Raw genomic sequence first — 13,235 nt, 5'->3', positions numbered from 1 at the left:
GCGTCGTCACCCCACGTGGGCCGCCACCGAGCACATCATCCAGACAAAGCTGGCCACCGAGGCAAAAGCCAGTGATTCCCGAGCCAGACGAACCATGTGCGACGTTCCTGCTGTGGGTGTCCTGTGGACGACCGATTGCGTTCCGTTTTCGTTCTTATTCCGGTTTTGTTCTCATCGTCAAGCCTGCGGGACATACGGAAGTCCCGACGCGGAGCACGTCGGCCGCGGGCGAGGCCTGGCGGCGGAAGCGTTAGGGGCGGCGCCGCCGCGGGCCTAGCCCCGCGGCTGCTCTTCCAGGTGGCCGTCCTTGAGCGCGAAAACGCGGTCCATGTGCCGGGCGAGCTCGAGGTTGTGGGTGGCGACCAGAGCCGCCACGCCCTCGCTGCGGGCGAGCGCATAGAGGTTCTCGAACACCGCGCCCGAGGTGGTCGGATCGAGGTTGCCGGTGGGCTCGTCCGCCAGCAGCAGGCGCGGCGCGTTGGCCAGCGCCCGGGCGATGGCCACCCGCTGCTGTTCCCCGCCGGAGAGTTGGGCCGGCTGGTGGTGCGCGCGCTCCTTCAGGCCGAGCTCGGTCAGCAGGGTGCGGGCGCGATCCTGGGCGGCCTTGCGGCCCTTGCCGGCGATCATCAGCGGCAGCGCCACGTTGTCGAGGGCCGAGAACTCCGGCAGCAGGTGGTGGAACTGGTAGACGAAGCCGATGGTGGCCAGCCGCACCCGAGTGCGCTGGCGGTCCGACAGGTCCGTGCAGTCCTGGCCGAGCACCGAGATGCGGCCGCCGTCCGGATGCTCGAGCAGGCCCGCGGCGTGCAGCAGGGACGACTTGCCCGAGCCGGACGGCCCGATCAGGCCGACGATCTCGCCGGGGCGCAGGTCGAGGTCGACGCCGCGCAGCACCGTGAGCGGCCCCGCGGCGGTGACGTAGGTGCGCTCCAGGCCGCGGATGGAGAGGACGGGCTCACTCATAGCGGAGCGCCTCCACCGGATCGAGGCGCGAGGCCCGCCAGGCCGGCGGCAGGGTCGCCAGGAAGCTCATCGCGAGCGCCCAGAAGGTGATGATCGCCACCTCCCGCCAGTCCACCTTCGCCGGGATGCGGTTCAGGAAATAGACGTCGGAGGCGAACACCGCCTGGCCGCTCGCCCACTCGACGAACTGCTGGATCGGGCCGATGTAGATGCAGAAGACGATGCCGATCGCCAGGCCCACCGCCGTGCCCAGCACGCCGATGGAGGCGCCGGACATGAAGAAGATCCGCAGGATGGAGCCCTGCCCCGCCCCCATGGTGCGGAGGATCGCGATGTCGCGGCCCTTGTTCTTCACGAGCATGACGAGGCCCGAGATGATGTTCATGGCGGCGATCGCCACCAGCAGCATGAGGATCAGGCGCATGACGTTGCGCTCGACCTTCAGCGCGCCCCAGAAGGACGAGTCCCGCTGGGTCCAGTCGGTCACCATGGCCAGCGGGCCGGCGGCGCGGTTTACCGCCGCCTTCATCTGCGTGGCCTTGTCCGGGTCGGCGACCTTCACCTCGATGACGTCGGCCGTCCCCTCGCGCCCGAAGAACAGCTGGGCCTGGGCGAAGGGCATGTAGATGTAGGCCTGGTCGTACTGGCTCATGCCGACGCTGAAGGTGCCGCCGACCGTGTAGGTCTTCTGCAGCGGGGTGCCGCCGAAGGCCGTGGCGCCGCCGGTGGGGGAGATCAGGGTCAGCACGTCGCCCGGTGCGACGCCCAGCGCCTGGGCCAGGCGCTCGCCCACGACGATGATGTCGCCGCCGAACTCGCCCTCGCCGAAGCCGCGGATCGAGCCGCGGGCGATGTTGCCGGAGACGATCTTGGTGGCCGCCAAGTCCTTCGGCGCGATGCCGCGCACGATGGCGCCGGAGATCTGGGTCGGGCCCATGGCGATGGCCTGGGCCTCGATGATCGGGGCCACCTGCACCACGCCCGGCACCTTGGCGATGCGGGCCACGGCCGCGTCGCGGGCGTCGCCGTCGAGCACCGGCCCGGCCACGAACACATGGCCGTTGAAACCCAGGATCCGTCCGAGCAGCTCGGTGCGGAAGCCGTTCATCACGCTCATCACGATGATCAGGGTCGCGACGGCCAGCATGATGCCGATGAAGGAGATGACCGAGATCAGCGCCACGCCGCCCTGGCTGCGCTTGGCGCGCAGGTAGCGGCCGGCGAGCATGCGCTCCCAGAGGCCGAAGGGCGGCGCGCGCCCGCCGATGGGAGCGGCGGGATCGCTCATCCGGCGCAGATCGCCTTCAGGGCCTGCTCCAGCGGCAGGGTCTGGCGCTCGCCGGTAGCGCGGCGCTTGACCTCCACCGTGCCCTCGGCGACGCCCTTGGGGCCGACGATGAGCTGCCAGGGCACGCCGACCAGGTCCAGCGAGGCGAACTTCGCGCCCGGCCTGTCGTCCCGGTCGTCGAGGCACGGCTCCTTGCCGCGGTCGGCGAGCGCCCGGTAGGCCTGCTCGGCCACCTCGTCCACGGTCGCCTCCCCGGGCCGCAGGTTCACGACCGCCGCGCCGAACGGCGCCACCGCGTCGGGCCAGATGATCCCGGACCCGTCGTGGCTCGCCTCGATGATCGCGCCCACCAGGCGCGAGACGCCGACGCCGTAGGAGCCCATGTGCACGGCGACCTCCTTGCCGTCCGGGCCGGCCACCTTGGCGCCCATCGGCTTGGAGTACTTCTCGCCGAAGTAGAAGATGTGGCCCACCTCGATGCCGCGGGCGGTCATCCGGTCGTCCTCGGGCGCCTCGGCCTCGAAGCGCGCCTGGTCGTGCATCTCGTCCGAGGCGGCGTAGAGCCGGGTGCGCTGCTCGACGAGCGGCTGCAGGTCGCCGTCCCAGTCGATGTCCGGTCCCGGCGCGCCCATCTCGACGAGGTCGCGGTGGGCGAACACCTGGCTCTCGCCGGTCTCGGCCAGGATGATGAACTCGTGGGACAGGTCCCCGCCGATCGGGCCGGTGTCGGCCCGCACCGGGATCGCCTTCAGCCCCAGGCGCGCATAGATGTTCAGATAGGCCAGGAACATCCGGTTGTAGGCGCGCCGCGCCGCCGCCTCGTCGATGTCGAACGAATAGGCGTCCTTCATCAGGAACTCGCGGCCGCGCATCACCCCGAACCGGGGGCGGCGCTCGTCGCGGAACTTCCACTGGATGTTGTAAAGATTCTTCGGCAAGTCCTTGTAGGATTTCACATAAGACCGGAAGATGTCGGTGACGACCTCCTCCGCCGTGGGGCCGTACAGCAGGTCCCGCTCGTGGCGGTCCTTGATGCGCAGCATCTCCTCGCCGTAGTCGTCGTAGCGCCCGCTCTCGCGCCACAGGTCGGCGAGCTGCAGGGTGGGCATCAGGATCTCGACGGCGCCGGCGCGGTCCATCTCCTCGCGCACGATCTGCTCGATCTTCTTCAGCACCTTCAGGCCCAGCGGCAGCCAGGCGTAGATGCCGGCCGCCTCCTGGCGGATCAGGCCGGCGCGCAGCATCAGCTGGTGGGAGACGATCTGGGCGTCGGACGGCGCCTCGCGCAGGGTCGGCATGAAGTAACGCGAGAGGCGCATCGGTTGACGGGTGTCCCTGGAGCTTACGGCGAGCGGCCCTGATAGCCCCCGCCGGCTCCGCTTGGCAACGCCCCGCTTTACGCGCCGGACGGCAGGTTGGGCAGGGTGATCAGGCCGAAGTGGATGATGGCCCACACAACGACCCACAGGATCGCCGAGATCCAGGTGGTGGTGAGGAACTTCTTCTTCAGTTTGGGATCGACCGGCGCCCCAGGATCGCCCCCGTCCCCCTTGTCGATGCCGGCCTGGGCGTGGCTGGTCACCCCCCAGGGCAGGACGGCGAACAGCACTGTCCACCAGATGGTGATGTAGATCGCGACGGCGGTGAACGGACCCATCAGTGGGCTCCCTTCGGTGACTCCATGAGCTCCACGAGCACGCCGCCCATGTTCTTCGGATGGACGAAGAGCACCGGCGTGCCGTGCGCTCCGATGCGCGGCTCGCCGTTGTTGAGCACGGTCGCGCCCTTGGCGGCCATGTCGTCGCGGGCGGCGAGGATGTCCTCGACCTCGAAGCAGACGTGGTGTTGCCCGCCCATCGGGTTCTTTTCAAGGAAGCCCTTGAGCGGCGAAGCGTCGCCCAGCGGCTCGATCAGCTCGATCTGGCTGTTGGGCAGGTCGACGAAGCAGACCCAGACGCCCTGCTGCTCCATGGGGAACTTCTCGCCGATCTTCGTGGCGCCGAGCACGTCCCGGTAGAGCTTCACGGACTCCTCGATCGAGGGGGTGGCGACGCCGATGTGGTTCAGTCTTCCGATCATGGGGCGGCATATACGCCCTCCCCCGCTCCGGCGCGAGATCACGCGGCGGAAACCGGCAGGTTGCGCTAACGCAAACACGCTCAGCTTTGGCGTGCTAAGCTTTCAAAGCAAAATCCGGCCGATCGCACCGCCGGAGACAAGAACTGGGAGGTCGCATGGCCAATTCTCATCCCGCCAGCCTGAAGCCGGTGGCCGCCACGCCGCTGGACGCCTGGCGCGGCCAGGCGAGCCTGGCGACGGCGTTCTGGGGCTATGGCGTGTTCGTCAGCCTGGTGCTCATCGCCGTCTTCGTGGCCGCCCTCATGGAAGGCGACGCGGCCGTGCAGCAGACGATGATCGGCCTCTTCGCGATCTACACCGCCTGGGTGCTCGTGGCGGTCTGGCGCTGCGCCGAGACGGCGCGCCATCCCTGGGGGATCATGGCGCGCCTGCTGACCATCGCCTGGGTGGCCAACTCGGTCCTGGTGCTCGGCTTCCTTCAGGTGCGTCTGCTGCAGCCCCACCTCGGCTAGACGCGAAGCACCGTCGTCTCGACCACGGGACGGCGGCCCCAGATTCGCTGGCTGGCCTTCTTCACCGCCCGCGACATGGCGGTCTCCACCGCGTCGTCCAGGTCGCGGTTCTCACGCGAGAGACGGTCGAGCGCGTTCTCGGCCTCCTCCGACAGGTCGTCGAGCACGTCCTCCAGGGGATAGTCCTCGTCGGTGGGCAGGCCCAGCGCCCGCACCTCGGGCCCCGCCAGTATCTTGCCCTTGCGGTCGAGCACGACCGAGACCGACAGCATGCCGTTGTAGGCGGCGTGGCGGCGTTCGCGCAGGGCCTCGCCGTTCTCGGGCGTGAGCACGCCGGCGTCCACGTAGAGCCGGCCCGACGGCACCTCGTCGATGATCTCGGCGCGGCCGGGGGCCAGGCGCACCATGTCGCCGTTCCGCGGCGCGACCGCCTGCGGCACCTGCAGGTCCTTGGCGAAGGCGCAGTGCTCGAGCAGGTGGCGGCGCTCGCCGTGGGTCGGAACCGCGATCTGCGGCCGGGCCCAGCGGTACATCTCCGCCAGTTCGTCGCGGCAGGGGTGGCCGGAGACGTGGATGCCCGGATGGTCGCGCTCGGTGTAGAGGCGCACCCCGCGGTCGGCGAGCTTGTTCTGCAGGTTGCGGATCGGGATCTCGTTCCCGGGGATCACCCGCGAGGAGAAGATGCAGGAATCGCCCGCGCCCAAGCTGACGTGCGGGTGGCTGCCGTCGGCGATCCTGGAAAGGGCGGCGCGCGGCTCGCCCTGGCTGCCGGTGCACAGGTAGAGGATCTTCTCGGCGGGGAAGTAGCCCGCCTCGCCTTCCGACACGAAGTCCTGGACGTCCTGCATCAGGCCCACGGACTTCGCCGCCGAGGCCATGCGGTGCATGGAGCGGCCCACCAGGCAGACCCGGCGGCCGGCCGCCTCGGCGGCGCGGATCACGCTGTCCATCCGGGCGACGTTGGAGGCGAAGCAGGCCACCGCCACCTTGCCCTTCAGTCCGCCGATCAGCGGGATCAGGGCGTCGCGGACCTCGGCCTCCGAGCCGGCCACGCCATCGACGAAGACGTTGGTGGAATCGCAGACCATGGCCAGCACGCCCTCGTCGCCGAGCCGGCGGATGGCGTCCTGGTCGGTGGGCGCGCCCAGCAGGGGGTGCGGGTCGATCTTCCAGTCGCCGGTGTGCAGCACGGTGCCGAGCGGCGTCTTGATGGCGATGCCGTTCGGCTCGGGGATGGAGTGGGTGAGCGTGATCAGCTCCATGCGGAACGGACCCAGCTCGATCACCCCGCCCAGCGGCACCTCGGTGATCGGCACCTGGTCCAGGAGATCGGCCTCGCGCAGCTTCTCGCGCAGGACGAAGGCGGTGAAGGGCGTGGCGTAGACGGGCGCCTTCAGCCGCGGCCACAGGTGGGCCACCGCCCCGATGTGGTCCTCGTGGGCGTGGGTGACGACGATGCCCAGGATCCGGTCGGCATATTCCTCGATATACTCGGGGTCGGGCAGGATCACCTCGACGCCGGGCGTGGACTGGTCGCCGAAGGTCACGCCCAGGTCCACCACCACCCAGCGGCGGTCGTGCGGCGGCCCGAAGCCGTAGAGGTTGAAGTTCATGCCGATCTCGTTCGACCCGCCGAGCGGCAGGAAGACGAGTTCGTCTTGGGCGTCACGCGCCATCAGGATGCTTTCGAGTTGCGGCGCCAGATCTCCAGCATGCCGCGGATGGTGAGGTCAGGGTCGAAGTGGTCGATGGCGCCGGTCGCGCCGTGGAACAGCGAGGCCACGCCGCCGGTGGCGACGACGGTCAGCGGGCGGTCCTGCTCGGCCTTGATGCGGGCGATCAGCCCCTCGATCAGGGCGATGTAGCCCCAGAACACGCCCGATTGCATCGCGCCCACCGTATCCGTGCCCACCACCCGCTGGGGCTTCTGGATGGCGACCCTGGGAAGTTTGGCCGCCGCGGTGTGCAACGCTTCCATCGAGAGGTTGATCCCGGGCGCGATGACCCCGCCCTCGAAGCCGCCGTCGGGGGCGATCACGTCGAAGGTGGTGGCGGTGCCGGAGTCGATGACGATCAGCGCCCCCGGATAGACCACGTGGGCGCCGATGGCGTTGACCAGGCGGTCGGCGCCCGCCTCCGACGGCTTGTCGATGCGCACCGGGATGCCCAGCTCGGCGTTCTCGCCGATCACCAGCGGCTCCACGTGCAGGTAGCGGCGGGCCAGGTTGCGCAGGTTGAAGATCGACTGCGGCACCACGCTGGAGATGATGCAGCCGTTGAACACGCCGAGCTGCAGGCCGGCCATGGCCAGCAGCTGGGAGAGCCAGACGGCGTATTCGTCGGCCGTGCGGCTGGATTCCGTCGCCGCCCGCCACTGCGCCGTCCACCGCTCGCCGTCGTGGACAGCGAAGAGGGTGTTGGTGTTGCCCTGCTCGATCGCCAGCAGCATCAGGAGCCCCCGAAGAACACGTCGCCTGCCGTTATGCGCTCCAGCGAGCCGTCGTCCAGCCTGAGCCGCAGCGCGCCGTCCAGGTCCAGGCCCTCGGCGACGCCGGAAAGCGTGCGGCTGGGCAGGCGCGCCTCGCAGCGCTCGCCCAGGCCGTGGGCGCGGTCCGTCCAGCCCCGCGCCACGGGCGCGAAGCCCTGGGTCGCCCAGAGCCTGCGCCAGGCCTCGAATCGGGCGGCCAGCACCTCCAGGGCGTCGAGCGGCTGCGGCGGCGGGCTCGACATGTGGTCGGCGAAGGCGGCGGCGGGCCGTTCCACGTCCTGCGGGGCGTGGGCGAGGTTCACGCCGATCCCCACGGCCAGCCACAGCCGCCCGTCGGGACGGGCGCCCGACTCCACCAGGATGCCGACCGCCTTGCGGCCATGCACCAGGACGTCGTTGGGCCACTTCAGCCGCGCGGCGCCCGCGCCCAGGCAGGTGTCGGCGAGGTCGCAGGCGGCGAGCGCCGCCACGAACGAGACCTGCGCGGCCTCTACCGGCGGCAGGTCGGTGGTCGTCAGCAGGGTGGCGGCGAGGTTGCCGCGCTGGGTGGACCAGGCCCGCCCGCGGCGCCCGCGGCCGGCGGTCTGGACCGCGGCGGTGATCCACACGGGCCCGCCCTGCCCGGCCTCGGCCCGGCGACGGGCCTCCGCGTTGGTGGAGTCGATCTCGTCGTAGGCTTCGATCGGCGGGTGGTCGGGCACCTAGGCCAGACCGAACGCCGCCGCCGCCCGGGCCGCGAGGGGGTCGAGCCAGGTGAGCGCCACGAGCACGACCGGGAAGGAGAAGACCGCCAGGGCCACCGCGATGAACCGGGCCTCGAAGGCCGGCTTGTCGGTGGCGCCGACGCCGGCGTCGAACCACATCACCTTGATCAGGCGCAGGTAGTAGAAGGCGGCCACGACCGAGCCCACCAGGCCCGCCACGGCCGCCCAGCCCAGGCCCGCGTCGATCGCGGCCTTGAACACATAGACCTTGGCCCAGAAGCCGGAGAACGGCGGCAGGCCGAGCGCCGACAGCGAGAAGGCGGTCATGGCCAGCGCCAGGCCCGGCTGTTCCTTGATCAGCCCGGCCATGTCCTCGATGGTCTCCATCGACTTGCCCTGGCGCGACAGCGCCGCGAGGCAGGCGAAGAAGCCCGTCACGTCGATCATGTAGAGGACCATGAACATCAGCATGGCCTGCACGCCCTCGCCCGTGCCGGCGGCGAGACCCAGGATGGCGTAGCCGACGTTGGCGATGGAGGAGTAGGCCCACAGGCGCTTGAGGTTCTTCTGGGCGAGCCCTGCGAAGGCGCCGACGAAGACCGAGATCAGGCCGATCGCCACCAGCACCTGCTGCCACTGCGGCACGGCGCCGGCGAAGCCCTCGGCGAGCACGCGGGCGAACAGCACCATGGCGGCGAGCTTCGGGGCGGCGGCGAAGAAGGCCACGACCGGGGTCGGCGCGCCCTCGTAGACATCCGGTGTCCACATGTGGAACGGCGCGGCGGAGACCTTGAAGGCCAGGCCGCAGATCAGGAACACCAGGCCGAACAGCAGGCCGGTGTTGGCGCCCGCCTGGGCGGCCACGGCGATGTCAGAGAACAGGGTGGAGCCGGCGAAGCCGTAGATCAGGCTCGCGCCATAGAGCAGCAGGCCGGAAGAGAGCGCGCCCAGCACGAAGTACTTCAGGCCCGCTTCGGACGCCTTGGCGTCGTCGCGGTGCATGGCGGCCAGGACGTAGAGCGCGAGCGAGTGCAGCTCGACGCCGACATAGAGGCTGATCAGGTCGCCGGCCGAGGCCATCATGCCCATGCCGAGCGCGGCCAGCAGGATCAGCACCGGGAACTCGAAGTTCCTCACGCCGCGGCGCTCGAACCAGCGCATGCCGAGCGGGACGCAGATCGCCGAGGCGACATAGATCGCCACCTTGGCGAAGGTCGCCGCCTCGTCCGAGATCAGGCCGCCGGAGAAGGCGCGGCCGAACGGGCCGGTGGCCGAGGCGACGGCCGCGCCCAGCAGGGTGACGACGGCCGCGGCGCTGACCGCGGTGGTCATCCTGGGCGCGAACGCGCCCCAGACGAGCAGCAGCAGCGCGCCGCCCGCCAGGATCAGCTCAGGGAATGCAAGGCCGAGGTCGGCGGAGAACGTCATCTTCGGCTTAGCCCCCGATGGCCGCTTGGTAGACCGAGACGAGCTGGTCCACGGAGGCCGCGGTCAGGTTGAACACGGAGTTGGGCTGGACGCCCAGGTAGAGGGTGGCGACGATCAGGGGCGCGAAGATCGCCACCTCGCGCCAGTCCAGGTCGGTGATGGTGGCGAGCTTGGGATTGACCAGCTCGCCGAAGATCACCCGCCGGTAGAGGGTGAGCGCGTACATGGCCGACAGGATCACGCCCGAGGCCGCCACGATCGCCGTCCAGGTGGAGGCCCGGTAGGCGCCGGTCATGGTGAGGATCTCGCCGACGAAGCCCGAGGTGCCCGGCAGGCCGACGTTGCCCATGGTGAACAGCATGAACACGGCCGCGTACCAGGGCATGCGGTTCACCAGCCCGCCGTAGAAGGCGATCTCACGGGTGTGCATGCGGTCGTAGACCACGCCGACGCAGAGGAAGAGCGCGCCCGAGATCACCCCGTGGCTGATCATCTGGAACAGCGCGCCCTGCTCGCCCTGGGCGTTGCCGGAGAAGATGCCCATGGTCACGAAGCCCATGTGGGCCACCGACGAATAGGCGATCAGCTTCTTGATGTCGGTCTGCCGGAAGGCCACCAGCGAGGTGTAGACGACGGCGATCACGCTCAGCGCGAAAACCAGCGGCGTGAACATCTCCGAGGCGTCCGGGAACATCGGCAGGCTGAAGCGCATGAAGCCGTAGCCGCCCATTTTCAGCAGGATGCCGGCCAGGATCACCGAGCCCGCGGTGGGAGCCTCGACGTGGGCGTCCGGAAGCCAGGTGTGCACCGGCCACATGGGCATCTTCACCGCGAAGGAGGCGAAGAAGGCGAGCCACAGCCAAGTCTGCAGGCCGGCGTCGAACTCGTAGGCCATCAGCTCGGGGATGGAGCTGGTGCCGGCGATACCGATCATGGCGAGGATCGCCGCCAGCATCAGGACGGAGCCCAGCAGGGTGTAGAGGAAGAACTTGAAGGCCGCGTAGACCCGCCGCGCGCCGCCCCAGATGCCGATGATCAGGAACATCGGGACCAGGCCGAACTCGAAGAAGATGTAGAACAGCACGATGTCGAGGGCGCAGAAGACGCCGATCACCAGGGTCTCGAGGACCAGGAAGGCGATCATGTACTCGGGGATCCGGTGCTCGATGGAGCGCCAGGACGCCGCGATGCACAGCGGCATCAGGAAGGCCGTCAGCAGCACGAACAGCACCGAGATGCCGTCCACGCCCATGCGGTAGGTGATGTCGCCGAACCAGGGGACCTCTTCCAGGAACTGGAAGCCGGCCTCGTTCGGGTCGAACTGGACCACCAGCAGCACCGAGAGCGCGAAGGTCGCCAGCGTGGTGACGAGCGCGATCCACTTGGACGCGTTGATCACCGCCGCATCGTCCGGCCCGCGCAGCAGGCGCAGGATCAGGATGCCCGCCACGCCCACGATCGGGGCGTAGGTGATGAGGGAGAGGATGCCGGTCATGTCGTCTGCGCCCTCCCCTTAGGCGTTCCAGGCCCAGAGGGCGTAGGTGAGCAGGCCCGCGACGCCCAGGAGCATCACGAAGGCGTAGTGGTAGACGTAGCCGGTCTGCAGGCGGCCCGTGCCGCGGCCCACGGCGTAGGACACGGCCGAAACCCCGTCCGGCCCCAGGCCGTCGATGATCTTCTGGTCGCCGCCCTTCCAGAACAGGTCGCCGAGGAGCCTCGCGCCGCGCACGAAGGTCGCGTCGTAGAGCTCGTCGAAGAACCACTTGTTGTAGAAGAAGACGTAGAGCGGCCCGCCCCGGGCGGCGAGGCGTGCGCCCAGCCCTTCCCGCAGCAGGTAGACGTAGGCCGCCACCAGCAGGCCAAGCACCGACGCCACGAGCGGGGCCCAGATCACCCAGGTCGGCGCGTGGTGCGCTTCCGCCGTGGAGGCGTCCGTCCCCGGCGCCGGGCCGGCGGCGGTCTGGGCCGCGTGACTCGCCGCGCCTTCGGCAGCGGGCGCCGCGGCGACCGCGGTCCCCTCGTGGGCGGCCGGGCCCGTCGCTTCGGCATGGGCCGGAGCGTGATGGACCGGCGCGTTGTAGATGGCGCCGCGCCAGAACTCGGCCTTGTGCTCGCCGATGAACTGGTGGTGGAAGGCGAAGCCCGCGCCGATCGCCCCGATCGCCAGCAGGATCAGCGGCAGGCGCATGGTCCAGGGGCTCTCGTGCGGCTTGTGGTCATGGCCGCCGTGGCCATGCCCGGCGTGGGCGTGGTGGTCGTCGCCGGCCAGAGGTTCGTCGTGGGTTTCGATCTGGGCGTGGGTGGCGTGGTCGTCCGCGTGGCCATGGGCATGGTCGCGGTTGTGCCAGTGGTGCTCCAGGTCTTCGCTGGTCCAGCGGGCGTGGCCGTTGAAGGTGAAGAAGGCCAGGCGCCAGGAGTAGAAGGCGGTCAGGCCGGCCACGAAGACGCCGATCACGAAGGCGAAGTAGCCGAACGGCTCGCCCGCCCCGCCCGCCTCGTAGGCGGCGTGGATGATGGCGTCCTTGGAGTAGAAGCCGGCGAAGCCCAGCTCAACGCCCGGGATGCCCAGGCCGGTGATGGCGATGGTGCCGATGGTCATCACCGCATAGGTGACCGGCAGGTACTTCGCGAGCCCGCCGTAGCGGCGCATGTCCTGCTCGTGGGCCATGCCGTGGATCACCGAGCCCGCGCCCAGGAACAGCAGGGCCTTGAAGAAGGCGTGGGTGAACAGGTGGAACATGGCCGCCTGGTAAGCGCCGACCCCCGCGGCGAAGAACATGTAGCCGAGCTGCGAGCAGGTCGAGTAGGCGATGACCCGCTTGATGTCGTTCTGGGTCAGGCCGACGGTCGCGGCGAACAGCGCCGTCACCGCGCCGACCACGGTCACGATGTTCTTGGCCACCGGGGCGTACTCGAACATCGGCGACAGCAGGCAGACCATGTAGACCCCTGCGGTCACCATGGTGGCCGCGTGGATCAGGGCCGAGACGGGCGTCGGGCCCTCCATGGCGTCGGGCAGCCAGGTGTGCAGGAAGAACTGGGCGGACTTGCCCATGGCGCCGACGAACAGCAGCGCGCAGGCGAGGTCCATCAGCCGCCAGGACTGGCCGGCGAACTCCCAGGCGCGGTCGGCGTTGGCCGCGACGGCCGGGAACAGCTCGGCGAACTGGATGGTCCCGAAGGCCCAGAACACGGTCATGATGCCGAGGGCGAAGCCGAAGTCGCCCACCCGGTTGACGACGAAGGCCTTGATGGACGCCGCGTTGGCGGTGGGCTTCTTGAACCAGAAGCCGATCAGCAGGTAGCTCGCCAGGCCCACGCCTTCCCAGCCGAAGAACAGCTGCATGAAGTCGGCGGCGCTGATCAGCGCCAGCATGGCGAAGGTGAAGAGCGACAGGTAGGCGAAGAACCGCGGCTTGTCCGGGTCCTCGGCCATGTAGCCCCACGAATAGAGGTGCACGAGCGAGGAGACGGTGGTCACGACCACCAGCATCACCGCCGACAGGCCGTCCAGCCGGAAGGCCCAGTTCGAGACGAACTCGCCCACGTGGATGAAGGGCGCGTAGGTGACGGTGAAGGGCTCGAGACCGCCCCAGGTCCACTGGCTGAAGACGGTCCAGGACAGGACCGCCGAGAGCATCAGAAAGCCGGTGGTGACGGCCTGGGAGGCCACATTGCCGATCCGGCGGCCGAACAGGCCGGCCGTGATCGCGCCCACGAGGGGCCCGAAGAGGATGATGGTGACGAGGGTTTCAGCGGACATGCGGGTGCGC

General features: G+C 69.6%; 13 protein-coding genes. 1 reads left to right on the top strand and 12 read right to left on the bottom strand.

The annotated features are described in order from the left end of the window. Positions 1–6: 6 nt before the first annotated feature. The 6 genes from sidA to mce form a co-directional block, all read right to left on the bottom strand. A complete protein-coding gene (gene sidA / locus VM685_RS00350; RefSeq protein WP_325458113.1) occupies positions 7–96 on the bottom strand; it encodes a cell division inhibitor SidA in 90 nt (29 codons plus the stop codon). Between the two features lie 177 nt (positions 97–273). Next, a complete protein-coding gene (locus tag VM685_RS00345) occupies positions 274–963 on the bottom strand; it encodes an ABC transporter ATP-binding protein (protein WP_325458112.1) in 690 nt (229 codons plus the stop codon). Beyond that, positions 956–2,251 (bottom strand): lipoprotein-releasing ABC transporter permease subunit, encoded by a 1,296-nt coding sequence (locus VM685_RS00340; protein WP_325458111.1) that lies wholly within the window; start codon positions 2,249–2,251, stop codon positions 956–958. The genes VM685_RS00345 and VM685_RS00340 overlap by 8 nt, the downstream gene beginning before the upstream one ends. Further along, on the bottom strand, positions 2,248–3,570 hold the full coding sequence (gene proS / locus VM685_RS00335) for a proline--tRNA ligase (protein ID WP_325458110.1): 1,323 nt from the start codon (positions 3,568–3,570) through the stop codon (positions 2,248–2,250). The genes VM685_RS00340 and proS overlap by 4 nt, the downstream gene beginning before the upstream one ends. Positions 3,571–3,647: 77 nt before the next feature. Beyond that, complete coding sequence (locus tag VM685_RS00330; protein WP_325458109.1) at positions 3,648–3,908, bottom strand: DUF1467 family protein; 261 nt, start codon at positions 3,906–3,908, stop codon at positions 3,648–3,650. Next, complete coding sequence (gene mce, locus VM685_RS00325) at positions 3,908–4,330, bottom strand: methylmalonyl-CoA epimerase (protein WP_325458108.1); 423 nt, start codon at positions 4,328–4,330, stop codon at positions 3,908–3,910. The genes VM685_RS00330 and mce overlap by 1 nt, the downstream gene beginning before the upstream one ends. A gap of 155 nt (positions 4,331–4,485) precedes the next feature. Between mce and VM685_RS00320 the strand changes: the two genes are divergently transcribed. Beyond that, positions 4,486–4,842 (top strand): hypothetical protein, encoded by a 357-nt coding sequence (locus tag VM685_RS00320; RefSeq protein ID WP_325458107.1) that lies wholly within the window; start codon positions 4,486–4,488, stop codon positions 4,840–4,842. Here VM685_RS00320 and VM685_RS00315 read toward each other — a convergent pair. From VM685_RS00315 to nuoL, 6 genes are read right to left on the bottom strand one after another with little or no spacing between them, the layout of a single operon-like run. Then, entirely contained in the window at positions 4,839–6,518 is a 1,680-nt protein-coding gene (locus VM685_RS00315) for a ribonuclease J (RefSeq protein ID WP_325458106.1), read from the bottom strand. The two genes, VM685_RS00320 and VM685_RS00315, sit on opposite strands and share 4 nt — an antisense overlap. Further along, positions 6,518–7,294 carry a type III pantothenate kinase gene (locus tag VM685_RS00310; protein WP_325458138.1) on the bottom strand — a complete coding sequence of 259 codons (777 nt, stop codon included), beginning with the start codon at positions 7,292–7,294 and terminating at the stop codon, positions 6,518–6,520. The genes VM685_RS00315 and VM685_RS00310 overlap by 1 nt, the downstream gene beginning before the upstream one ends. Beyond that, positions 7,291–8,031, bottom strand: coding sequence for a biotin--[acetyl-CoA-carboxylase] ligase (locus VM685_RS00305; RefSeq protein ID WP_325458105.1), 741 nt, complete (start codon positions 8,029–8,031; stop codon positions 7,291–7,293). Before VM685_RS00305 ends, VM685_RS00310 begins: the two co-directional genes overlap by 4 nt. Continuing rightward, positions 8,032–9,462 carry an NADH-quinone oxidoreductase subunit NuoN gene (nuoN, locus tag VM685_RS00300; protein WP_325458104.1) on the bottom strand — a complete coding sequence of 477 codons (1,431 nt, stop codon included), beginning with the start codon at positions 9,460–9,462 and terminating at the stop codon, positions 8,032–8,034. A gap of 7 nt (positions 9,463–9,469) precedes the next feature. After that, positions 9,470–10,957 (bottom strand): NADH-quinone oxidoreductase subunit M, encoded by a 1,488-nt coding sequence (locus VM685_RS00295; protein WP_325458103.1) that lies wholly within the window; start codon positions 10,955–10,957, stop codon positions 9,470–9,472. Positions 10,958–10,975: 18 nt separating this feature from the next. Further along, positions 10,976–13,225 (bottom strand): NADH-quinone oxidoreductase subunit L, encoded by a 2,250-nt coding sequence (gene nuoL / locus VM685_RS00290; protein WP_325458102.1) that lies wholly within the window; start codon positions 13,223–13,225, stop codon positions 10,976–10,978. Positions 13,226–13,235 lie beyond the last annotated feature (10 nt).

This window comes from Phenylobacterium sp., assembly GCF_035539035.1.
Lineage (GTDB): Bacteria > Pseudomonadota > Alphaproteobacteria > Caulobacterales > Caulobacteraceae > Phenylobacterium.
The sequence above is the reverse complement of the archived record's forward strand: the minus strand, read 5'-3'. Positions and strand labels throughout refer to the sequence as shown.

Coding starts and splice junctions, on each gene's coding strand:
- sidA (WP_325458113.1), bottom strand. CDS start 96: ATGGTTCGTCTGGCTCGGGAATCACTGGCTTTTGCCTCGGTGGCCAGC.
- VM685_RS00345 (WP_325458112.1), bottom strand. CDS start 963: ATGAGTGAGCCCGTCCTCTCCATCCGCGGCCTGGAGCGCACCTACGTC.
- VM685_RS00340 (WP_325458111.1), bottom strand. CDS start 2,251: ATGAGCGATCCCGCCGCTCCCATCGGCGGGCGCGCGCCGCCCTTCGGC.
- proS (WP_325458110.1), bottom strand. CDS start 3,570: ATGCGCCTCTCGCGTTACTTCATGCCGACCCTGCGCGAGGCGCCGTCC.
- VM685_RS00330 (WP_325458109.1), bottom strand. CDS start 3,908: ATGGGTCCGTTCACCGCCGTCGCGATCTACATCACCATCTGGTGGACA.
- mce (WP_325458108.1), bottom strand. CDS start 4,330: ATGATCGGAAGACTGAACCACATCGGCGTCGCCACCCCCTCGATCGAG.
- VM685_RS00320 (WP_325458107.1), top strand. CDS start 4,486: ATGGCCAATTCTCATCCCGCCAGCCTGAAGCCGGTGGCCGCCACGCCG.
- VM685_RS00315 (WP_325458106.1), bottom strand. CDS start 6,518: ATGGCGCGTGACGCCCAAGACGAACTCGTCTTCCTGCCGCTCGGCGGG.
- nuoN (WP_325458104.1), bottom strand. CDS start 9,462: ATGACGTTCTCCGCCGACCTCGGCCTTGCATTCCCTGAGCTGATCCTG.
- VM685_RS00295 (WP_325458103.1), bottom strand. CDS start 10,957: ATGACCGGCATCCTCTCCCTCATCACCTACGCCCCGATCGTGGGCGTG.
- nuoL (WP_325458102.1), bottom strand. CDS start 13,225: ATGTCCGCTGAAACCCTCGTCACCATCATCCTCTTCGGGCCCCTCGTG.